This window comes from Paraglaciecola sp. QJM3NY_14 (assembly GCF_056173245.1).
Window position 1 is genome coordinate 1,161,792 of sequence record NZ_CM149664.1, and the last position, 22,614, is coordinate 1,184,405.

The 22,614-nt window shown below is 44.9% G+C and carries 12 protein-coding genes; 7 read left to right on the top strand and 5 right to left on the bottom strand.

The features are described 5' to 3' along the window. Nucleotides 1–56 precede the first annotated feature (56 nt). The 6 genes from AC0VYA_RS04955 (at nucleotide 57) to AC0VYA_RS04980 (ending at nucleotide 15,750) form a co-directional block, all read left to right on the top strand. The gene (locus tag AC0VYA_RS04955; RefSeq protein WP_475490248.1) at nucleotides 57–794 is read left to right on the top strand and encodes a choice-of-anchor H family protein; all 738 of its coding nucleotides are present in this window, start codon (nucleotides 57–59) and stop codon (nucleotides 792–794) included. 449 nt (nucleotides 795–1,243) lie between these two features. Further along, a complete protein-coding gene (locus tag AC0VYA_RS04960; RefSeq protein ID WP_475490249.1) occupies nucleotides 1,244–5,758 on the top strand; it encodes an ExeM/NucH family extracellular endonuclease in 4,515 nt (1,504 codons plus the stop codon). A 37-nt stretch (nucleotides 5,759–5,795) separates the two neighbouring features. After that, the gene (locus AC0VYA_RS04965) at nucleotides 5,796–6,347 is read left to right on the top strand and encodes a cohesin domain-containing protein (protein WP_475490250.1); all 552 of its coding nucleotides are present in this window, start codon (nucleotides 5,796–5,798) and stop codon (nucleotides 6,345–6,347) included. A 422-nt stretch (nucleotides 6,348–6,769) separates the two neighbouring features. Next, nucleotides 6,770–11,194: a S8 family serine peptidase gene (locus AC0VYA_RS04970; protein ID WP_475490251.1), complete on the top strand. Its 4,425-nt coding sequence runs from the start codon at nucleotides 6,770–6,772 to the stop codon at nucleotides 11,192–11,194. Nucleotides 11,195–11,569: 375 nt separating this feature from the next. Further along, on the top strand, nucleotides 11,570–12,634 hold the full coding sequence (locus tag AC0VYA_RS04975; protein WP_011573903.1) for an efflux RND transporter periplasmic adaptor subunit: 1,065 nt from the start codon (nucleotides 11,570–11,572) through the stop codon (nucleotides 12,632–12,634). Nucleotides 12,635–12,639: 5 nt separating this feature from the next. Next, nucleotides 12,640–15,750 carry an efflux RND transporter permease subunit gene (locus AC0VYA_RS04980; protein ID WP_473478750.1) on the top strand — a complete coding sequence of 1,037 codons (3,111 nt, stop codon included), beginning with the start codon at nucleotides 12,640–12,642 and terminating at the stop codon, nucleotides 15,748–15,750. A 279-nt stretch (nucleotides 15,751–16,029) separates the two neighbouring features. Here the strand turns inward: AC0VYA_RS04980 and rpoD are convergent, their stop codons facing one another. From rpoD to rpsU, 4 genes are all read right to left on the bottom strand, one after another. Then, nucleotides 16,030–17,871: an RNA polymerase sigma factor RpoD gene (gene rpoD, locus AC0VYA_RS04985; protein ID WP_011573905.1), complete on the bottom strand. Its 1,842-nt coding sequence runs from the start codon at nucleotides 17,869–17,871 to the stop codon at nucleotides 16,030–16,032. A gap of 145 nt (nucleotides 17,872–18,016) precedes the next feature. Continuing rightward, nucleotides 18,017–19,783 carry a DNA primase gene (gene dnaG, locus AC0VYA_RS04990; RefSeq protein WP_475490252.1) on the bottom strand — a complete coding sequence of 589 codons (1,767 nt, stop codon included), beginning with the start codon at nucleotides 19,781–19,783 and terminating at the stop codon, nucleotides 18,017–18,019. Between the two features lie 154 nt (nucleotides 19,784–19,937). After that, nucleotides 19,938–20,381, bottom strand: a complete 444-nt coding sequence (locus AC0VYA_RS04995; RefSeq protein WP_011573907.1) for a GatB/YqeY domain-containing protein — start codon at nucleotides 20,379–20,381, stop codon at nucleotides 19,938–19,940. A gap of 84 nt (nucleotides 20,382–20,465) precedes the next feature. Then, nucleotides 20,466–20,681: a 30S ribosomal protein S21 gene (gene rpsU, locus AC0VYA_RS05000; RefSeq protein ID WP_006991319.1), complete on the bottom strand. Its 216-nt coding sequence runs from the start codon at nucleotides 20,679–20,681 to the stop codon at nucleotides 20,466–20,468. A gap of 218 nt (nucleotides 20,682–20,899) precedes the next feature. Here rpsU and tsaD point away from each other — a divergent pair, with 218 nt between their 5' ends. Next, nucleotides 20,900–21,913 carry a tRNA (adenosine(37)-N6)-threonylcarbamoyltransferase complex transferase subunit TsaD gene (gene tsaD, locus AC0VYA_RS05005; protein ID WP_011573908.1) on the top strand — a complete coding sequence of 338 codons (1,014 nt, stop codon included), beginning with the start codon at nucleotides 20,900–20,902 and terminating at the stop codon, nucleotides 21,911–21,913. Nucleotides 21,914–21,975: 62 nt separating this feature from the next. Here the strand turns inward: tsaD and plsY are convergent, their stop codons facing one another. Continuing rightward, complete coding sequence (gene plsY, locus AC0VYA_RS05010; protein WP_011573909.1) at nucleotides 21,976–22,578, bottom strand: glycerol-3-phosphate 1-O-acyltransferase PlsY; 603 nt, start codon at nucleotides 22,576–22,578, stop codon at nucleotides 21,976–21,978. Nucleotides 22,579–22,614 lie beyond the last annotated feature (36 nt).

Here is a 22,614-nt window from a genome sequence, read left to right on the forward strand (position 1 = left end):
GTGTTTGTTCATGGTGAAAAAACGACACTCCTTACATAAATTATAGGGAGTGCGTCATGAAAATATCAGTTGTTCACAGTGTCATATTCAGTGCCATTTTTTGCTTTTATGCTCAAGCAGATGATGTTGATTGGTCAGCAAAGTCTAGTGAGTCGCAAGCAGGGAAGGTGTTGAATACTGCAAAAAAAACCTCTTCTTCATCTAACCTCGATCAAGGTCAAGCGCTTAAAACAGCGGCCAAGGTAACTCCTCAATCGCAGGCTGCCAAAACGCTAGCTTCAAGGCCAGCACAAAGCGATATTAATCAAGAATTTTGGATATATGATGCATACGTTTCATTGCACACTGACAGCGATTATGACGGGTATTATCATCACTTCAGTGTAGGTTTTGATGTGGACTCTATTTACGCCCGTAGTGAAGTCTACGCAAGGCTTTATCTTGGGGTGAACGAGGTATTTCGAGAGTATCACACCACTGGAGACTTCTATATTGAGGGTGATATTACCGAAGACCAAATCACCGTTGAAACAGAGCTTCTTAGCGGCTTTTACCCAGATGACTATGAAATGCTAATTGAAATTTACGATGCTTACACAAATGAACTTGTCGCGGTGTCAGATGGATACAGTGATGCAGACCTCTATTTACTGAGTATCGAAAGCCAAGACAAAGAAGTGATATATGTGGAGCCTGATGTCGTGGTTATTGAAGCAAGCGGCGGCAGTGCTGGGTGGTTGATTGCATTGCTGTTGCCTATAGCGCTTTTTAGAATAACTAGGCAGTCACACTAAGCTGTCTTTACGCTGAGGTATACAGATTGTTAGTGTCAAATTAACCCCACACTGAATTCCACCGGTAAAAGAGCACGCCACAAATGGCGTGCTCTTTTGTTTTCAAGTTACGCCATTTTTAGTCAGCTTTGCGCAGCCCTTTACCGTCAGCATGCATCTTCTTGGTTTGGATCTCACCTATCTTACAACCTCATTTCTTTTGTAAATATAGTATTTTTGATGCAACTAACCCCTTGAACGGTAAAGAAAGTTAGCGCCTAAAAAATAATTGCTGACTATTTGGTCAGGTGTGCTGGAATATTGAACAACCCTATGACAATATCGATTCAGGTGCTGCACGACATTAGGTATTTTGTCGTCATCTAGATGTCATAGAAATATAAGAACATTGCCGCCCTAAAAAATTATAAGAAGCCGGATAACTGGCGATAATATTCTCAGGAGAAACTATGAAATTAAAATACCCAGCACTGCTGGCGCTACTAAGCGCGTCCGCAGCGCAAGCAGGGGAGCTTGTAATATCTGGTGTTTTTGATGGCCCACTTCCCGGTGGACTGCCAAAAGGCATTGAATTATTTGTTACCCAAGATATTGCCGATTTAAGTACATGCGGTGTAGGTTCGGCTAATAACGGCGGCGGCACTGATAATCAAGAATTCACTTTTCCCGCTAGAGCAGCAACTGCAGGTACCTACATTTACCTAGCGTCGGAATCACCTCAATTCGCTGCTTTTTTCGGTTTTGAACCGACTTACACTAATAGTGCCGCCAACATCAATGGCGATGATGCCATAGAGTTGTTCTGTGACGGTGCCGTGGTAGATGTGTTCGGTGATATTAACGTAGATGGCAATGGTGAACCTTGGGAATATCTAGACGGTTGGGCATATCGTAATGTCGATACTGGGCCTGATGCTAGTTCGTTTGTATTAGGTAACTGGACGTTTAGTGGTCCCAATGCATTTGACGGGGAAACTAACAATACAACAGCAGCCGCTCCATTTCCGTTAAAGGCATTCGCTGAAGAGGTCGGTGGTGGCGATACAGGCGGTGGCTCAACAGACCCGAGCGCTCCATGTTTTAACTGCCCAGCGCTAGATCCTATTGCTGATTTAAGTACGTTTGATAGTGAAAGTTATTATGCAGCTGTCAGCGCAGAAATAAACGCCAACTCGCCTACAGCAACGATTAAAAGTGCTATTACCAGCGCTATTACGCAAGGGCAAAAGAATTTAACGTATTCAGAAGTGTGGAGCGCATTAACCCACACAGATGAAGATCCAAATAACCCCGATAACGTGATCCTATGGTACAAAGGTACATCAATCGCGAAAAGCAGTAATGGCAGCGGTTCACAAAGCAGTGATCCTGACAACTGGAATCGTGAACATAGCTGGGCAAAAAGCCATGGGTTTCCAAATGAATCCCAAGAAGCTTACACCGATATTCATCATTTACGGCCCACCGATATTTCGGTTAATTCATCGCGTGGCAATTTAGATTTCGATAACAGCGATATTGCTTTATCTGAAGCCCCCAGCAATCGTGTTGATGATGATTCGTTTGAACCACGTGATGCCGTGAAAGGCGATGTTGCGCGCATGATGTTCTATATGGACACGCGTTACGAAGATTTTGGTGACTCGACACCCGATCTTGTTTTGGTAGACCGCTTAACCTCAACCGGTGCTCCAGAGTTGGGGCGTTTGTGTCGCTTAGTGGAGTGGCATAATGCTGATCCGGTAGATGCAACGGAACAAACACGTAACGACACGATTTACGAGTACCAAGGTAACCGTAATCCGTTTATTGACCACCCTGAGTGGGTTGATATTTTATATCAAACACCAGCATGTGGTACCGACGGCGGTGATACTGGTGGTGAAGACGATGGCGACACGGGTGGAGACACGGGTGGCGACCATGGCGGCTCGGCCTCTGCAGGCGATATTGTCATCTCAGGTGTGATTGATGGACCTCTTTCTGGTGGCACACCTAAAGCGATTGAGTTCTTTGTGCGTAATGATATTGCTGATTTAAGCACGTGTGGTTTTGGCTCTGCTAATAACGGCGGAGGCTCTGACGGCCAAGAATATACTTTCTCTGGCTCTGCAGCTGCAGGTGATTTTATTTATATCGCCTCTGAAGGCAGTAATTTCGATGCTTATTTTGGATTTTCTCCAACGGATACGGCTGGCGCTGCAGGAATAAACGGTGATGATGCGATTGAATTGTTCTGTGACGGAGACGTCGTTGACGTATTCGGTGATATCAATACAGACGGCACCGGTGAACCATGGGACCATGTGGATGGTTGGGCATATCGCGTTGCTAGTACAGGTCCTGACGGCTCTACCTTTACGCTTAGCAATTGGGTGTTCAGTGGGGCTAATGCATTAGATGGCGAAGCAACGAATGCCACTGCGGCTAGTAAATTTCCAATCGGTTCATACACCAGTAAAGAAGTCCTTCTAATATCTGGTGTATTTGACGGCCCTCTATCGGGCGGAACGCCCAAAGCGATTGAATTCTATGCGGTAACCGACATACAAGATTTAAGCGTATTTGGTTTTGGCTCTGCAAATAACGGTGGTGGAACAGACGGTCAAGAATTTGCGTTTTCTGGCTCTGTCTCTGCCGGTGAATATTTCTATGTCGCTATGGAAACATCAGGTTTTAATGCTTACTTTGGGTTTGATCCAACATTCATCTCAGGTGCAGCGGGTATTAACGGTGATGACGCCATTGAATTGTTCCACGAGGGTGAAGTGGTTGACGTGTTCGGAGATATTAATGTCGACGGCACTGGCCAGCCTTGGGATTACTTAGATGGTTGGGCTTACCGTGTGGCCGATTCAGGCCCAGATGGCACAACCTTTGTGTTGGCTAACTGGACATTCAGCGGCACCAATGTACTTGATGGTTCGAGCAGTAATGCGACTGTGTCAACCCCTTTCCCCCTTGGCAGCTTTGCTGGCAGCGGAAATAACGGCGGCGGCGACAATGGCGGTGGTGAAACACCTCTATTAGGTATGTGTGCAGACCCAGCAACCTTAATTAGCGCAATTCAAGGTTCTACGGATATTTCCCCAGCTGTTGGCGAAACTCATATCATTGAAGGTATTGTTACCGCGAGTTTCCCAAATCTTAGTGGTTACTTTGTACAAGAAGAAGATAGCGACCAAGATGCAGACAGTGCCACATCAGAAGGTGTATTTGTTTACAGTCCATCGTTAGCATTACCCGAAGCCGGAAAAGTGGTGCGCGTTTTAGGTGACGTAGCGGAAGCATTTAACAAAACGCAAATTGTTGTGTCTGAGATTAACCCTGACTGCGGAACTGGTTCAGTTACAGCCACTGCATTGACATTACCGTTTGATTCTGTTGATTCGATGGAAGCGCTAGAGGGCATGTTAGTAGCCAGTTCTGGTGAGCTGACAGTGACTGACACTTACAGTCTTGGGCGATACGGTGAAGTCTTATTGTCCAATGGGCGTTTGTTTATACCTACCAACCTGTATACAGCTGGTAGTCCTGAAGCGATTGCGTTAGCGGCTCAGAATGAGCTCAATCAGATTACGTTAGATGATGGTGTAAATGGCCAAAATCCAGACGTTGTTGTTTATCCTGCTGGTGGTTTGTCTGCCAGTAATCCGCTTCGTGGCGGTGACACGGTCACTGCGTTAACAGGCGTAATGGATTTTAGCTTCAGTCTTTATCGGATTATTCCGGTTGAACAGCCGACTATTGTGGCAAGCAATCCAAGAACTGACGCGCCTGATCTTGAATTAGGTAACCTTAAAGTGGCAAGCTTGAACGTATTGAATTACTTCAACACGTTAGATGTTAGCCCGAACGTGTGTGGCCCTTCTAATCTAGAATGTCGTGGTGCTGATAGCGAGATAGAGCTTGAGCGTCAACGCGCTAAAACCCTAGCTGCTTTACTTGCTATGGACGCAGATATCGTAGGCTTGATGGAAGTCGAGAATAACGGATTTGGGGCAAACAGCGCCGTTGGAGATCTAGTTTCTGGTTTAAACGATGTATTAGGTGCTAACACCTATGCAACAGTTGATGCGGGTAGCGCTATCGGCACTGATGCGATCACGGTTGCGTTAATATACAAACCCGCGGTGGTTTCAGTCGTTGGACAACCGGCCATATTAGACAGCAGTAATTCTATTTCTGATGACGATGGTCCTTTATTCTTAGACACCAAGAACCGCCCAGCGTTAAATCAAAAGTTTGCTTTAGTTGCAAACAATGAAGAGCTGGTTGTCAGCGTAAATCATTTCAAATCTAAAGGATCAAGTTGTGGCGCTGGCGATGACGATACAACGACAGGGCAAGGTAACTGTAACCTGACTCGTACGAGAGCCGCTGAAGCATTAACGACGTTCTTGTCACAGCAGTTCTCTGACAGCCCTACGTTGATTATTGGTGATTTAAACTCTTATGCGATGGAAGAGCCTATCCTTAAAATTTTGCAGCAGGGTTACACTGATCTTGCCAATAAATTTGGTGGCGATGAAGCATACTCTTACTCATTTGGTGGTGAATTTGGTTACCTAGACCATGCGCTAGCTAGCGCAACATTAGTTGACCAAATTGTTGATACCACTGAATGGCACATCAACGCTGATGAACCCATAGTCTTCGATTATAACGTTGAGTTTAAGTCTGATCAGCAGCTGATTGATTACTATGCGCCTGACGCGTATCGCATGTCAGATCACGACCCTGTGGTGATTTCGCTACTACTAGAATCAGAGGTACAAGTAGTAGAGGGTGACTACGACGGCGATGGTGATGTGGATATGATGGATATTCGAGCACTGACTAGAGCAATTCAACTTCGTGAAACTATAGACAACAGCTTCGATTTTAACGAAGATGGGCAAGTAAGTTATACAGATGTAAGATTATTGCAACGTATGTGTACTCGCACACGTTGCGCTATTTAATGAGTTGTACCGTTAACAAACAGTAGGAAAAATAAAAATGAAAAAAGTACTTTTATTAGTTTGTACAATGTTTTTTGGCACCGCTAACGCCAATATGATCAATATCGAACTGGACAATGTAAACCCATCAGTGGGGGATACGGTGTCTGTGAATATCAACTTGACTGGTGTTACCGAAGATTTTTCGGCCATCTTCACTGGCCTGAATTATGACAGCAACCTTTTTGCATATGTAGATGGTAGTGCCAGCTCTGACTTCCCACCTTTTGATCCGTTTACAGCAAGTGGGCTAGATGTTGACACTACGGGTCCAGGGCTTGTTTCTATTAACCTTTACGAAGACTTCTTCGCTCCGGTAGTTTATGGCGCTGGCGATTATCTAGTAGCGAGCTTCGATTTGCTGGCTATTGGTGCAGGTCAATCTTCATTCTCTCTAGTTGCTTCATCTCTGTTCGCTCCGTTCCCCGGTGATGAAACGGCTTTGGATGTTAGTGCATTTGCAACTAGCATAGCCGTACCCGCACCGGGTGCAATGGCCTTTATGGGCTTAGCGGTTCTAGGTTTGTTTGGTGTTCGCCGTAAAGCGTAAGTGTTATCTGAAAATTAGAACCATCCACTGATAGTGAAGGGTTTTGATGCACATTAACTAATATTGAAAGGCGGTTAATCTTAGACTAACCGCCTTTTTTATTACCCACTATTGTGATATCTATTCAAGAAATATAGCCTGACACTTCATTCCAGAACTCACTCTATCACCACTGGCAACGAGATATTCTTGGGCTGCAAACATGGCAATACAATTGACTTGTTTTAAATTCAGTCATATTCGAATTACGCGGTTGCAATTGCGTTATATGTAAGTTAAAAATAAGCTAACACCCCCTTCGGGTAAACTACTGTTGTAGCCGAGATATGCAAAATATTAAGGCATTTTATTTATCCGTCATTTCGAAGTAAAACATCTAATAACAAGGTTATAAATTAACCCATCAGGGAAACGGAGATAAGATGAAAAATACACTGTCCATTGCTGTATCCGCTGCATTGATGTCAATGTCAGCGCACTCTGCCGGAGAGTTAGCAGACGGAGTATCGAAGTTTGATATTTCGCCATCTGAACTTAAAGGTGCAAGTCCAGCATCAGTCAATAAAAACAAAAATCAAAAACCTATCGTAAACAGTATTGCCCAACGATTCGTCTTTGAGAAAGGCATAGAAAATAAACCCTACGTTTATATCGTTAGATTAACTGACAAACCCGTAGCCACCTATGATGGTGGAATTAAAGACCTTAAAGCCACCAACCCGAAAGCGACAAAATCGAGTACTGCAAGAATGCAGGCACCTCAGAAGGCGCCCAAAATCGATGTTGAGTCTCCGGAAGTTAAAGCGTATGTATCTTACCTTAAAGAGGCACAAGCCTCGTTTATTACACGCGCTTCAAGGGAAACAAGAGACTTACGTGTCGTTGATACCTTTAAGTACAGCGTAAACGGTGTTGCCGTGCGTGTTACGCCTGACGAAGCAGAGGCACTATCTAAATTACCCGGTGTAGAACGAGTAGAGCGTGAAGCAACCTATAAAATGGACACGGACACCGGGCCGGTAAAGATCGGAGCACCGGACCTGTGGGACGGAACAGTAACGAATAGCGGTGTCGGCGCGCTGGGTGAAGGTATCGTTATTGCTACGGTCGATTCCGGTGTGAATACCGATAGTCGCTCGTTTGCCGATGTAGGCGATGACGGATACGATCATACTAACCCTCGTGGGGCCGGTGTATATGTTGGCGATTGTGCTGAAAACTTCCCAGAAATGTGTAATGACAAACTGATTGGCGTGCGCAGCTACACTCGGATCACGGATGATTATGGGGATACCAATGTTTTCCCACCGAATTTACCACGTAATGGTGAAGATTATAGCGGTCATGGCTCGCACACCGCTGGTACATTTGCTGGCAACATATTGCTAGATGTGCCTGTTCTTACGCCTGGTGAAGGCGAAGAAAGTGACGGTATTCCAGGTGAGTTTGAATTTGGTCAAATATCGGGTGTTGCGCCCCACGCTAACATCATTGCCTATCAAATTTGTTACCCCGGGCGCGCTGATGCAGGGGATACCTATGGAGATTGCCCTGGTGCGGCGATTTTAGCGGGTATTGATGATGCAATTGAAGATGGCGTCGATATCATTAACTATTCTATCAGTGGTGGTGGGTTCCCTTGGAGCAGTGACGTGGATATGGCGTTTTTGTCAGCTAGAAACGCGGGTATTTTTGTGGCTACTTCAGCAGGTAACTCAGGCCCAGATGCGGAAACGACATCAAAGCATGCCCCTTGGTATACTGCCGTTGCTGCCTCTACTCACGGTCGTGAAATAGATTATGCCAAAGAGATAGGCGAGTTTACTGGCGGTGATACTGAGTTAGGTACGCTAACCGGTAACAGTAACTCTGGTGGGATCACAGCTTCCATCGTTTATGCTGGTGATTACAGCAATGCTAACGATCCCGATGGCGATCCCGCGCAGTGCTTACAACCATTTCCTGATGGTACCTTCAGCGGAGAAATAGTGCTCTGTGATAGAGGTGCAATTGCACGAGTCGCAAAAGCACAGAATGTCGCCGCTGGTGGTGCAGATGGATTTGTTTTAGGTAACGTACTTGGCGGTGGCAGCACAGTCGATAATGACGCTTATGTCATTCCTGGCATTCACATTAATGCTGAAAAAGCGGACATGTTACGTAGTTGGTTAGCAAGTGGCGATGGTCACATGGCTACCATTACCGCTTCTGCAGGTGAGTTAATTCTAAGTGAAGGAGATGATATTGCTGATTTCTCCTCTAGAGGGCCTAATCCTTCCATTAGCACCATTACGCCACAAGTAGCAGCGCCTGGTGTTAGTATTTATGCCGCTTCAGCGGATCAAATGTTTGGTCATGATGGACATGTAGCTGATCCTAGCGATTTTGCGTTCTTAAGTGGTACGTCAATGGCAAGCCCGCATGTAGCAGGCGCAGCCGCATTGTTAATGGAAGCAAATCCTAGTTGGTCTCCTGATAATGTGCGTTCAGCATTAATGATGACTGCAACCACCAATATGCGCAAAGAAGATGGCGTTACTCCTGCTGATTGGTTTGATATGGGCTCTGGTCGTATTCAGGTTAATTTAGCTAATCAAACCGGACTTATCATGGATGAGTCTGGGGCTAATTACCTAGCTGCAAATCCAAATGATGGTGGCGATCCACGCACCCTTAACATTCCTAGTATGGCGGATGATAACTGTGTTGGAGCATGTCGCTGGACAAGAACGTTTACCGCTACGAAAGACGGTTCATGGACTGTATCAGGAGTAGGCATATCTGATGGTGTGAGTGTCACAGTTAGTCCTGAATCGTTTGATATCTTAGCCGGTCAAAGTCAGCAAATTACGGTTACTGCTTCAGCCAGCCAGAGCGGTCAAGACTTCTTGTTTGGTCAAGTGAATCTTACCTCTGATAGCTCGCCTGATTTGCATTTGCCTGTGGCTGTAATTGCTACGACGAGTAATATTCCAGACACCATGAATATTTCAGCTGACAGAGACGCAGATACGCGTGTCCTTTCAGATATATTAGCGGTGGAAATCAATGACTTTACGGCGCGTTCTTATGGGCTGACTAAAGCGACAAATACCGTCGCGAGCATTCCAGAAGATAGCAATAACAGTAGTGCTCTAGATGATTTGAACGACGGTGTTCACATTATTCCTATGATGGTTCCCGAAGACGCTAAATACTTGGTCGCTGAGATAACGGCTTCTGAATCACCTGATTTGGATTTGTTTTTGGTGCGCGACTTCAATGAGAACGGCATTCCAGATGCAAGTGAGATTATTGGGTCAAGTGCAACGGCAACTGCTTTAGAGAAAGTAGAAGTCACTGAACCAGAGCAAGGTATGTATTGGGTTGTCATTCAGAATTGGAGCGCTTCAGCCTCTGATGCGAGTGATGAATTTATGATTGCTACAGCAATAATTGACGCAGAAGTCGGTGACAACTTAACTGTAGAAGCTCCTTCTTCTATCCCTGCTATTACTCCGTTTGACATTCGCGTTGGCTGGGATATCGACGCTGTCAAAGGTGATAAATACTATGGTGCGTTTGATGTGGGTTCTAGTGCTGAATCTGCAGGTAATTTTGGTCTTGTTATTGTGGAGTTAGATAGGATCGCTGATGACGTACAAGTCTTAGGGGGCTCAGATGACGTTCTGATGGCTGGTGATGTTATTGACTACGCTATACAAGTAGGACCTAACTTTACAAACGATGATCGTCTATACGATATTTCATTAGCCTTGCCAGCAGGTGTAGAGTTAGTTGAAGGTTCTTTGCTTGATGGCACCGTTGCTGATGACGGTTCCCTAACTTGGAATGTGGTTCAAGAATCCATTAAAGGACAAACGGCGTCTTATACTGCTTCAACTAATGCAAACAATCCATTGTGTGCAAACCCTAACTTTGGCCAAGGGTCTGGTTATATTGATTTAGCCGGATTTGGTCTTGGATTCTCGGATGCTGATGGTGATACCACAACGGCAAACTTTAGTGTGCCAGCGTCATTCCTTGGTCAATTGTACGACTCAATCGGTGTGACAGATGATGGGTTTATCACGTTTACGGGAGATGCTGGTGCCACTCCATGGGTGAACCAACTCATGCCTGATGAGACACCGGCTAATGGTCTCGTTGCTCCACTATGGCGTGACATGATACTCGATGTCGCGAATGGGTCGGGGATCACAGTGGCGACGGCAGGCTCGGCTGTCACTATAGTCGAATGGGATGATATGCGTCCTTTCTCAGGCGATGCAGATGTTCTTGATTTCCAAGTTGTCTTTATGAATGAAGCTGAGGGTGACCAACCTAATATCATATTCACTTATGATAATGTGTCTCATGCTACAGCTGATACCTTAGGAACATCGATTGGTTTTGAATCAGTAGATGGGCTGACAGGTTTGACAACTCACTACGTGGGAGGTGGTGAGCCTATTGGTGACATTGGAAGTGATATTGCGTCCGGTTCACAACTTTGCTTCACGTTACAAGATCCTGATAACACTCAACTTCTAACATTTAGCTTAGTTGTTACTGAAGAGAATGCTGGTGGTCCAATCGAGCTGTTTGCAACCTCTTCTTTACCAGCTAATGTTGGTACCAAAGCGGAAAATAGTGAGATTAATGCGAATGCCGTTGTTGCAGTGAAAGGAGATTGGGACGGTGATGGCGACGTAGATATGATGGATATACGTGCTTTAACAAGAGCGATTCAGCTTCGTCAGGATATCGATATGAGTTTCGATTTTAATGACGATGGTCAAGTCACTTATACAGACGTTAGATTACTCCAACGTATGTGTACCCGTTCAGCTTGTGCAGTGAATTAATTAGCAGATATTGAGTTAATTAACGGTTCCAAAATGGAGCTGTAAAATCACACCAAAGGCGCTCATTAAGAGCGCCTTTTTTTTGTGCCCGCAAATGTGTAGCGTTAGCGGAGTGTGCTAGTCATGTTATCTCATGTGGTAGAAGACAGAATGTTCGATAAAAGGGCATGTTTTGCGTATTTTTGGTGCGTTATCACAAACTCTAATGCGGTGAAATACCATACTTTTCAGTTCAATAACTTGCGTAGTAAAAAAGTGTAAGAAAGCGTAAATGTTACTAAGTAAGTGCAGTAATTTAACGTACTATCGAGCCAAATTACGGCTTTAGTCGTAGAAAGCATACACTCAAAATTTAACGTATAAAAAGGTTTCTCCATGTCCAAAGGAATTTCATTTTCACCCATTCTAATCGCGCTGATTTTGGCGAGTGGTTTGCTTATTTATTTGTATTTGCCCACTGAAGTAGAGGAGCAGCGGCAGAAGCCGAGTGCGACTCCTGTGACTGCTTATACTATGGTGAAAGAAAAGTTTCCTGTGACGGTGGAAGCGCTAGGTACCGCGAATGCGAACGAATCTGTTATGTTGACGGCGCAAAAGTCAGACATTGTGCAAAGTATAGAATTTGACGATGGGGATTTGGTTAAGAAAGGCCAGCTACTGATTAAGTTGAGCGACCGTGAAGAACGAGCACGATTAAATGAACTCGACATTAATTTACAAGAAGCGAAACGCCAGTTAAAGCGTATCGACAATTTAGCACAAAAAAGTGTTGCTTCTGCCCAGTTATTAGATGAACAAGAAGCCAACGTAAAAGCCCTCAAAGCACAATTAGAAGTCGCTAAGGCACAATTAGAAGAACTAGAGTTGCGTGCTCCATTTGGCGGCTTGCTAGGCGTACGTCAAGTCAGTTTAGGGGCCTTGGTGATGCCTGGGGATTTAATTGCAACATTAGATGATTTACATGTTATCAAAATGGACTTCACTATCGCTGAGTCGCATTTACCCAGCGTACGTAAAGGTCAGCAGGTGTCGGCTACATCGGTGGCATACCCAGGAGAAACATTTGAAGGTGAGATCTCCAGTATTGCGTCCCGTGTGGACCCTGTCACTCGCGCTATTCAAATTCGCGCTATTATCGATAACAAAGAGTTAAAACTTCGCCCAGGCATGTTATTGCAAATTCATCTTGAAAAAGAAATTCTCGAGACGCTGACAATACCGGAAGGCGCTCTAGTCCCCATTGAAGATAAGCAATTCGTGTTTGTTATTGAAGACAACAAAGTGACTCGTAAGGAAGTGAAAGTCGGCTTGCGAAAACCGGGTATTGCACAGATAACGTCTGGTTTGAAGGAAGGCGAGCAGGTTGTGATTCAAGGTGCACTTCGTCTGCGCGAAGGCTCGGATGTTAATGTGCTATCTATGCACACATCTCAAGGGTAAGTCTAATGTTGTTATCTGATATCTCCATCAAACGCCCAGTATTCGCTTCGGTCGTCAATTTACTTTTAGTGGTATTCGGGATTGTCGCTGTGACGTTTCTGTCATTGCGGGAATACCCAGATGTTGACCCTCCCATTGTATCAATTAACACAACCTATACCGGCGCATCAGCAGCCATCATCGAAAGCCGGATCACCCAATTATTAGAAGACCGTATCAGTGGTATAGAAGGGATTAAAAATATTGAGTCGACCAGCAGAAATGGACGATCCTCAATCGATGTAGAATTTAACCTTTCCAGAGACATTGACGCCGCTTCAAATGATGTGCGTGAGCGGGTAAGCCGGGCGCTGAATAACTTGCCTGATCAAGCAGATCCTCCTGAGGTATCAAAATCAACCTCAGATGATGACGTCATCGTTTGGTATAACCTGCGCAGTGACAACATGAGTGTTATGGAGCTGACCGATTACGCCGACCGTTACTTGGTAGACCGATTATCTGTAGCCGAGGGGGTGGCAAACGTGCGGTTAGGAGGCGGTCGCAGTTATGCCATGAAAGTTTGGCTTAATCGTAATGCTATGGCGGCTAGAGGTATTACCGTTGCGGACATAGAGCAGGTTATTCAGGCTGAAAATGTGGAGCTCCCCGCGGGAGAAGTGCAGTCAGATCAACGAGATTTTGATGTGCGTGTTGCGCGTAGTTATCTAAGCCCGGATGATTTCTCAAAACTTCCTGTTAAAGCTGGCGCTGACGGATATCTTATCCGTTTAGGGGAAGTGGCTACGGTTGAGCTAGGCGCAGAAGACGACGAAACAGAGTTTCGAGGTAATGGCGTGAACATGATTGGCTTAGGTATTACTAAGCAATCGAAAGCCAATACATTAGAGGTAGCAAGAGCGGCAAAAGAAGCGATAGATGAAATTCAGCAGACCTTGCCGGATAATATTTTTATTGTACCTAGTTATGACTCCTCAGTGTTTATTGAAGCCTCAATAAACGAAGTATATGAAACACTAGCCATTGCGATGTTGATGGTGGTGTTAGTCATTTATATTTTCCTTGGCAATATCCGTGCGACGATCATCCCTGCGGTGACCGTACCTGTGTCGTTAGTCGCTGCGTTTACTGTGATGTACGCCTTGGGCTTTTCTATCAACTTATTAACGCTTCTCGCATTAGTGTTAGCTATCGGGTTGGTGGTGGATGACGCCATTGTGGTACTTGAAAATATCTCACGTCGTATAGAGTTAGGTGAGCCGCCGTTATTAGCTGCCTATCGTGGAGCGCGTGAGGTCGGGTTTGCTGTTATAGCAACAACATTAGTGTTGATTGCGGTGTTTGTACCCTTAGTGTTTTTACAAGGAAATATAGGTCGGTTATTTACCGAGTTCGCTTTGGCAATAGCTGCAGCAGTGGCATTTTCAAGTGTCACTGCATTAACGCTGATACCTATGTTGAGCTCTAAACTATTAACAAAAACCAAAAGTTCTAAAGGGTTAAATGCGTGGATGAACAGGTCGTTCACCAAGTTTGAAGGCAGTTACTTTAAGGTGCTTGGCAAAACCATCCATCAACCTATTCTGATGGCGTTGCTTATTCTGGTGAGTGTTGTTGGTTTATTACGATTAGTGGAAATATTACCTAGTGAATTTGTACCAAAAGAAGACAGAGGAAATTTCTTTATACAGATCCAAGCAGCAGAGGGCGCAAGCTTTAAAGAAAACAGTAGAAGCATGAAAAAGGTAGAAGAGATCATTCTGCCGTATTTAGACAGCGGAGAAGCAACACGGGTACTCGTTCGATTACCGGGCTTTGGCAGCAGTGCAGGCATTGCCATTGTAGGCACCCCAATAGGGGATGAGAAAAAACGCTCAACGTTTGATTTGATGGATGAAATCAGTCAAAAGTTATCCGTTATCCCTGATGTGCGAGCGTTTGCAATCATGCGCTCAAGTTTGGGCGGGCGAGGCGTCGGGCGTCCAGTACAGTTTGTTCTTCAGGGGAATACCTATGAAGAGCTGGTTGAGTGGCGGGATAAGCTTCTGTCAATTGCCCGACAAAACCCTAACTTGCTGCGGTTGGACTCAGATTACAAAGAAACCTTGCCGCAACTCTTGATTAACATCGATACCGAGCGTGCAGCAGATTTAGGGGTATCGGTGAGCGACATTGGCACCACGTTAGAAACGATGTTAGGCCAGCGACGTGTGTCGACTTTCCTAGATCGTGGCCAAGAATACGATGTGATTTTAGAAGGTCGCCGTGAGGACTATCGCAGCCCACAGAGTATTGATAACCTGTACGTGCGCTCATTTAGGACAGGCGAACTGATCCCAATGGATAACCTACTGAAAGTGGAAGAGCGAGCCACCTCTTCGCGCTTGAATCGCTACAATCGGATGCGCAGTATCACCATCAGTGCAAACTTGGCTGACGGTTACACGGTGGGCGAAGCACTGACTTACCTAAATAATATTGTTGATACCGAATTACCAGAAGGTGTGTCGGTAGATTACAAGGGAGAGTCTCAACTCTATCAGGAGTCGGGTAATTCCATTATTTTCATCTTCCTAATGGCATTGGTCATCGTGTATCTGATCCTTGCGGCTCAGTTTGAAAGTTGGGTGCATCCGTTAGTTATCATGCTCACTGTGCCATTGGCGTTAGTAGGGGCCTTTATCGGGCTATATTTTGCGGGAATGACGCTGAATATATACAGCCAAATTGGCTTAGTGATGTTGATTGGACTTGCGGCCAAAAACGGCATTCTGATTGTAGAATTTGCCAATCAACTACGTGATGCTGGTGCTGAGTTTGAATCAGCCCTTAAACGCGCTGCCATGCTGCGCCTTAGACCTATCGTGATGACCAGTTTCACTACTATCTTTAGCTCATTGCCACTGGTGTTTGCAAGTGGTGCAGGCTCCGAAAGCAGAACCGTTATCGGCATGGTGATATTCGCTGGGGTGCTTGTATCAACGCTACTGACCTTGTTTGTGGTTCCCACTGCCTACTATTGGTTGGCACGTAACACTGGCTCGCCGCTGGCTATCACTCATAAGCTAGAAAAACTCGAAGATGAAATTCCTTACGTTAAGGGTGATGATTTTTAACGCATTGCTCAAATTCAGCTAAAAAACTGAGCATATCTAAAGCGGCTAAGTGTTTTAACTTATGCCGCTTTTTTGTGTCCGGCGCGATCTGTGTACCCTGCGATGTGGCTCAATCCTGCTTATGATTTGTAATGGAGTCGTTGATGAACGTTAAAGCTGTATGTCTTGATACTTACCATATTGCTGACGACAAAAAATAGGCGAAAAAAAACCGGATATTGAATCCGGTTTTTTGTACTTGCTAATACAAGACATAAGCGCATTGCTTATGCGTGATCATTATTCGTCTAAGAAGCTGCGTAGCTGCTCAGAGCGACTTGGATGACGTAGTTTACGCAGTGCCTTCGCTTCGATTTGACGGATACGCTCACGAGTAACGTCAAACTGCTTGCCGACTTCTTCAAGCGTGTGGTCCGTGTTCATATCGATACCAAAACGCATTCTCAATACTTTTGCTTCACGGGCGGTTAGGCCTGCCAACACTTCTTGAGTGGCGTTCTTCAGGCTACCGCCAGTAGCAGAGTCAAGAGGCTGCACAATGGTGCTATCTTCAATGAAATCACCTAGATGTGAATCTTCATCATCGCCAATAGGGGTTTCCATTGAAATGGGCTCTTTAGCAATTTTCAACACCTTACGGATTTTGTCTTCAGGCATTAACATGCGCTCTGACAATTCTTCTGGTGTTGGTTCGCGGCCCATCTCTTGTAACATTTGACGAGAAATACGGTTCAGTTTATTGATTGTTTCAATCATGTGCACAGGAATACGAATAGTCCGTGCCTGATCTGCAATCGAACGTGTGATTGCTTGGCGGATCCACCACGTAGCATAAGTCGAGAACTTGTAACCACGACGGTATTCGAATTTATCAACAGCTTTCATCAAACCGATATTACCTTCTTGAATCAGATCCAAGAATTGTAAACCACGGTTGGTGTACTTCTTCGCAATTGAGATAACCAACCGTAGGTTAGCTTCCACCATTTCTTTCTTCGCACGGCGCGCTTTCGCTTCACCAATTGACATACGACGGTTAATGTCTTTTATGTCGGCAATGATCAAGCCGGTTTCGTCTTCAACGGCATTCATTTTACCGATGCTACGCTCTAGTTCTTCTTGATGTACTTTAAGCTCTTCAACATAAGGCGCGTCAGAAGCAAGAATTTCGAATAACCAATCAGTACTGGTTTCGTTTCCAGAGAACGCTTTGATGAAGTCTTTCTTAGGCATTTTTGCCGCAGCAACACAGTGTTTCATCACGATGCGTTCTTGCACACGGATACGATCCATCATGCTGCGCATGTTTTTAACCATACGGTCAAACTGCTTGGGCACTAAGCGGAACTCTTTGAAAATCTCGCTTAATTCATCAATTTCTTTGCGTGACTTCGCGTGAGAACGGCCTTCAGATGCAATTACATCGCGCGTTTTTTCGTATTGAACACGTAATTCAGAGAACTTCTCACGGGCCTCTTCTGGATCTGGGCCTGTATCTTCTTCTTCTTCGTCTTCATCATCGCTATCGTCGCCATCATCATCTTCGTCTTCCAACTCTTCTTCAGATAACTCAGAACCAATGTGGGTAGCGGTAGGGGCAATATTGTCTGCTTCGTTAGGATCAACGAAACCAACAATGATGTCACTTAAGCGAATTTCTTCCGCTTCGAACATGTCCCACTGATCAAGCAAGTAGGTGATTGCCTCAGGGTATTCTGCAACAGAACATTGAACCTGATTGATACCTTCTTCGATGCGCTTGGCGATAACAATTTCGCCTTCACGAGTTAACAGCTCAACCGTACCCATCTCACGCATGTACATACGCACAGGGTCTGTTGTTCTACCAATCTCGCTTTCTACCGTAGCTAGGGCTTGGGCGGCGGCTTCCGCGACTTCTTCATCTGTCGTGGTTTCTTGCATCAATAGTTCATCGGAATCAGGAGCGTTTTCAAACACTTTGATCCCCATGTCGTTGATCATGCGGATAATGTCTTCGATTTGATCCGAGTCAACTATGTCTTGAGGCAGGTGATCATTTACTTCGGCAAAGGTCAAGTAGCCTTGTTCTTTACCTTTTGCAATGAGGAGTTTTATCTGCGACTGCTTGCTTTGCACCATATACCTTACACTTCTCGATTTGGGTTAAAATTGCACCCTGAGGACCAATTAATGGGCTCAAAATGCTAAATACTTTGCTTGGGCTCGAGGCTGTAGCGAATTAGCCAGTATAGCAGACTCGACTACCCTTGGGCTAGATGTTGGGTCATTTTTGTTCTTTTACAAGTAGGTTCAGCTCTTGTTTTTCATCTACACTGAGATTTCCTAAGCGCGCTTTTGACATGAGCTCGTCCATCCTACTTTTAAAATGCCAATCCAGTAACTTGGCAAAACTATCTTTAAATACCAATGCTTGGTTTTCTTCAGCGTATTCCCAGCTGAGCAATTTAGCGAGATTCTTACTCTGAGGATGATCCCTAAAATGCTCTAATACTTGGGCGGTATTGGCAGAGGGTTTGCCTAAACAGAACTGAAACAGTTCGTTTAAAAAGTCCAGGCCTGGCACTTGCATATCGCCCAGTGCTGCAGGATTAGCATGTTGACACTCGATAGCAATCCCTGGCTGGTCAAGTAATAAGCGGATCATCATCCTTACAGGGGAAATCTTGGCTTTATTTAAAGCGGTAAAGTCCAGTTTTGCGCCTGCTTTATGCTGATTCGCTTTGGCTACGTCTTGCTCTAGGCGGTGACGATTTCTATCACCCATGTGCGTACTGAGCTCAGAGGTTAAAATAGCCCGTTGATTATCCCCTAATATTTGCTCGATTAGCGGCATGGCTTCTGCTTTTAACGCCGCTTTACCTTCTGCACTACCTATATGGTGACGCTGTAGTAAATTATCAAAGAAAAATTTAGACAGAGGTACAGAGTCGCTCACCAGTTTTTGCTCGAATGCTTCTTTGCCAATTTGGCGCACCAAAGTATCTGGGTCTTCCCCATCGGGTAAAAACAGGAATTTCATTTCAACGCCGTCTTTTAGATATGCCAAGGCATTTTCTAATGCACGCCAAGCTGCTTCTCGCCCAGCTCGATCGCCGTCATAGCAACAAACTACCTCGCTGGTAGTGCGAAATAGCATTTGTATGTGTTCAGGGGTAGTGGCGGTGCCTAACGATGCGACCGCGTACTTAATATCAAATTGGGCGAGGGCCACCACATCCATATAACCTTCAACAATCATGACTCGCGGCAAGTTGCGATGTGCTTGTTTCGCTTGATAGAAACCATAAAGTTCGTTGCCTTTATGGAATATGCGCGTCTCAGGAGAGTTAAGGTATTTAGGCGTACCATCACCTAACACTCGACCACCAAAACCAACTATGCGGCCACGCTTATCGCGAATAGGGAACATGATACGTTCGCGAAAGAAATCAAATCTGCGGCGATTATCATTCTCAGTAATCAACTTTAAATCAAGCAGTTGCTGCTGGGCCTCTGGCGTACGGCCGAAGGTACTGAGCACCGCATCCCACTCGGTTGGGGCATACCCTATACCAAAGGCCTTAACGACTTCACCACTTAGGCCACGCTTTTTTAAATAGTCGATAGCCTTGTCTTTATCGCTATGCACTTTAAGTTGCTGAGAAAAATAACGGGATATGGTTTCCATAAGCTCGTAATCATCTGCCTTTTGCTGTTTTTGTTCAGCAGTAGGAGCGGGGGTTGAGCTTTTTTCTCTAGGTACATCAACACTGTGATACTGCGCTAGTTCTTCAATGGCTTCTGGGAATTCAAGTCGGTCATATTCCATCAAAAAAGAAATAACATTGCCATGGGCACCGCAACCGAAGCAGTGATAAAACTGTTTATCTTGGCTTACCGTAAATGAGGGGCTTTTTTCATTATGAAAAGGGCAGCATGCTTGATAGTTTCTACCTGCTTTTTTGAGCTTAACGCGATTATCTACCACCTCAACAATATCGGTGCGAGCGATTAAATCATCAATAAATTCACGAGGTATACGGCCGTTCATGTCAACTTCTCAATTTATTCGGGCAAAGCATGAGGGATGCAAAAAAGCACTATACTTGGTCTGCATAAACAAACAAGCCGCAAATAAATGCGGCTTGATTTCAATAGATATTTGGGTGCCTTAATATTGATTAAGGCGAACTCAAGAGGTCTAGCTAAGCTAGCTTGGCTTTTATTTGACCGCTTAATTTTCCCATGTCAGCTCGACCTTGAACCTTAGGTTTCAACCAAGCCATTACTTTACCCATATCTTGCATTCCGCTTGCCTGTGTTTCAACCATTGCTTGGTCAATCAAGGTGCTGACTTCTTCTTCGCTCAGAGGCTGAGGCAAAAAAGTGTGCAAAATATCAATTTCAGTAAGTTCTACATCAACTAAATCTTGACGATTGGCTTGTTCGAACTGACTCGCAGCGTCTTTTCTCTGTTTTACCATCTTAGTAAGCAGAGCAATGACATCGCTGTCGTTGAGCTCAATACGCTCATCGATTTCACGTTGCTTAACCGCTGCTAACGCCATACGAATAGTACCTAGACGAACTTTGTCTTTGGCACGCATTGCGTCTTTTTGGGCATTTTTTAAATCATCTAACAAGGACATGAAATTGACTCGAAGAAATACTTAAAATGAACCTAAGATAAAACTGCAAAGGGTGTTTAATACGTTAAACACCCTAGGAGAGAATTAGTACAATCTGATGCGACGTGCGTTTTCGCGAGACAACTTCTTCAAAAGACGTTTTTTAGCAGCTGCTTTCTTACGCTTACGTTCCCAAGTAGGCTTTTCAAAAAATTCGCGACGACGAACTTCAGAAAGAACACCTGCTTTTTCACATGAACGTTTAAAACGACGCAACGCTACGTCAAATGGTTCGTTTTCTCTAACTTTAACGATTGGCATTAAAATCTCACCTCAAAAATAAATACTTTGTCTGCCAGCGCAAAAAATAACCGGCTCGGTTAAAAATGGTGCGGAATTTTAATCATATACGCTAACAATGTAAAGACCCGATATAGGAAATATTAGATTAGTCGCGGATTATTCACTCTAATATGGTGAAATCATCATGAGAAAGGTAGAATGCGCGGCCTAACATTACACGGAACACCACATCTACTATGCGCGTTATTGGTATTGAAACATCTTGCGATGAAACAGGCATTGCTGTTTACGATGAACATCAAGGTTTATTATCTCATCAACTCTATAGCCAAGTAAAGTTGCATGCCGATTATGGCGGTGTGGTACCTGAGTTGGCTTCTCGTGATCACGTGCGCAAAATTGTACCTTTAATAAAGCAAGCATTGCTTGATGCCAATTGCACAAAGGATGATATTGACGGTATCGCCTTTACCAAAGGACCTGGCTTAGTAGGCGCCTTGTTAGTTGGCTCATCTGTCGCTCGCAGCTTAGCGTTTGCTTGGGATGTGCCTGCAGTTGGGGTGCATCACATGGAAGGCCACTTACTGGCCCCTATGTTAGATGAACCCGCACCGGAGTTTCCGTTTGTGGCGTTGTTAGTCTCCGGTGGTCACTCGATGATGGTTCGCGTTGATGGTATCGGGCAATACGAAATTTTAGGTGAATCGGTGGATGATGCCGCAGGTGAGGCGTTTGATAAAACGGCTAAGCTTCTAGGGTTAGATTACCCCGGTGGGCCTTTGTTAGCTAAAATGGCTGAGCAAGGTGAAGCAGGGCATTACAAGTTTCCTCGCCCTATGACCGACCGTCCAGGACTGGATTTTAGCTTTAGCGGTTTAAAAACGTTCGCAGCCAATACCATTCGTAGTTCAGATCAATCAGCGCAGACCAAAGCCAATATCGCTTATGCGTTTCAAGAAGCAGTCGTAGACACCCTCGCGATTAAGTGTAAGCGAGCACTTAAACAAACAGGGCTAAAACGTTTGGTTATTGCAGGCGGAGTAAGTGCTAATAAACAGTTGCGCATTGAATTTGAAACCATGATGAAAAAGCTACATGGCACCGTGTATTACCCACGCTTAGAATTTTGCACCGATAACGGCGCTATGATTGCTTATGCAGGGCTCAAAAGATTGAAAGCTGGCGAAACTGAAGGCTTAGCCACCAAGGCTCAACCTCGCTGGTCTCTTGATGAGTTGCCAGCCATTTAACGTTAAGGGCCAGTGCTTTATACAAACTGCTAATTACTGGATACATTCTTAGCCTTGTGGAGTTATTCTTTCGTTCGCCCTTTATCCCATATCTTACTTTCCTGGCCACTCATCAAACGAATGATGTTTTGTCTGTGGCGCACAATTATCAGTATGCATAACATGGTGACTGGTGCTGTGTAAGCCGGTTTGACAAACCATGTGATAAAAGGCGCCACGCTGACTGAAATAATCGCGGCCAAAGACGAATACCCGGTGATAAAGACTATCACGAGCCAGCAGGCCAATAGTAAACTGACTAACTCCCAGCCCAATGGCAGCATCGCGCCAATTGCAGTGGCGACGCCTTTTCCTCCATTGAAATTAAAATACAAAGGATAGATGTGCCCTAAGCAAGCAGCGATGCCGACTAGCCCTAGAGTGATTGGAGGCATGCCTAGCAGATACCCCACGTATACTGGAAGGGTTCCTTTTAGCACATCGAAAATAAAGACTAAGGCTGCCGGTAGCCGACCGCCAATGCGTAAAACATTTGTCGCTCCTGGATTGTTAGAGCCCGTTTTACGCGGATCGGGCAGCATAAACACGCGACAGATCAAAACTGCGCTGGATATTGAGCCCAACAAATAAGCGCTACAAAAGAGTAAAATGCTAAGTGACGTCATGTACTTATGTTCTGTAAACGAGGTACAATTCACCAA

Bases quoted from the DNA above. Each gene is read 5' to 3' on its own strand.
- AC0VYA_RS04955 (WP_475490248.1), top strand. From the start codon at position 57: ATGAAAATATCAGTTGTTCACAGTGTCATATTCAGTGCCATTTTTTGC.
- AC0VYA_RS04960 (WP_475490249.1), top strand. From the start codon at position 1,244: ATGAAATTAAAATACCCAGCACTGCTGGCGCTACTAAGCGCGTCCGCA.
- AC0VYA_RS04965 (WP_475490250.1), top strand. From the start codon at position 5,796: ATGAAAAAAGTACTTTTATTAGTTTGTACAATGTTTTTTGGCACCGCT.
- AC0VYA_RS04970 (WP_475490251.1), top strand. From the start codon at position 6,770: ATGAAAAATACACTGTCCATTGCTGTATCCGCTGCATTGATGTCAATG.
- AC0VYA_RS04975 (WP_011573903.1), top strand. From the start codon at position 11,570: ATGTCCAAAGGAATTTCATTTTCACCCATTCTAATCGCGCTGATTTTG.
- AC0VYA_RS04980 (WP_473478750.1), top strand. From the start codon at position 12,640: ATGTTGTTATCTGATATCTCCATCAAACGCCCAGTATTCGCTTCGGTC.
- rpoD (WP_011573905.1), bottom strand. From the start codon at position 17,871: ATGGTGCAAAGCAAGCAGTCGCAGATAAAACTCCTCATTGCAAAAGGT.
- dnaG (WP_475490252.1), bottom strand. From the start codon at position 19,783: ATGAACGGCCGTATACCTCGTGAATTTATTGATGATTTAATCGCTCGC.
- AC0VYA_RS04995 (WP_011573907.1), bottom strand. From the start codon at position 20,381: ATGTCCTTGTTAGATGATTTAAAAAATGCCCAAAAAGACGCAATGCGT.
- rpsU (WP_006991319.1), bottom strand. From the start codon at position 20,681: ATGCCAATCGTTAAAGTTAGAGAAAACGAACCATTTGACGTAGCGTTG.
- tsaD (WP_011573908.1), top strand. From the start codon at position 20,900: ATGCGCGTTATTGGTATTGAAACATCTTGCGATGAAACAGGCATTGCT.
- plsY (WP_011573909.1), bottom strand. From the start codon at position 22,578: ATGACGTCACTTAGCATTTTACTCTTTTGTAGCGCTTATTTGTTGGGC.